This is a genomic window from Psychrobacter sp. CAL346-MNA-CIBAN-0220 (assembly GCF_040309805.1).
In the GTDB taxonomy this organism is placed as follows: domain Bacteria; phylum Pseudomonadota; class Gammaproteobacteria; order Pseudomonadales; family Moraxellaceae; genus Psychrobacter.
The window spans coordinates 1-239 of sequence record NZ_JBEOPF010000686.1; the positions used below are offsets into that span (position 1 = coordinate 1).

A 239-nucleotide genomic window follows, 5' to 3' on the forward strand; every position below is an offset into this window, starting at 1 on the left:
TGTTTATCCTGAGGAAAAAGTACATAGAATTTTTATACTTTCTGGCACATTTTTTCAACTCATTTTATTTCCATTTGCTGCAACTTTATTCACTGCTGATAACAGCATAGGTTTGTTAGCTATTTTATTTTTGCCAATATATATCATCGGTGGCGGTCTATTTGGAATGGCCATTATGTCTGTCATTAGCACTTGGCATGTCCGTCAAAAGCGATATATTGAAAGAGGATGGTGGATAC

The 239-nt window shown here is 35.1% G+C and carries 1 protein-coding gene; it reads left to right on the forward strand.

Annotation, left to right across the window (positions count from 1 at the left end; all coding sequences use genetic code 11):
• Positions 1-239, forward strand: a 239-nt coding sequence (locus AAEY88_RS15335) for a hypothetical protein (protein WP_350563772.1), incomplete at both ends; no start/stop codon positions are given.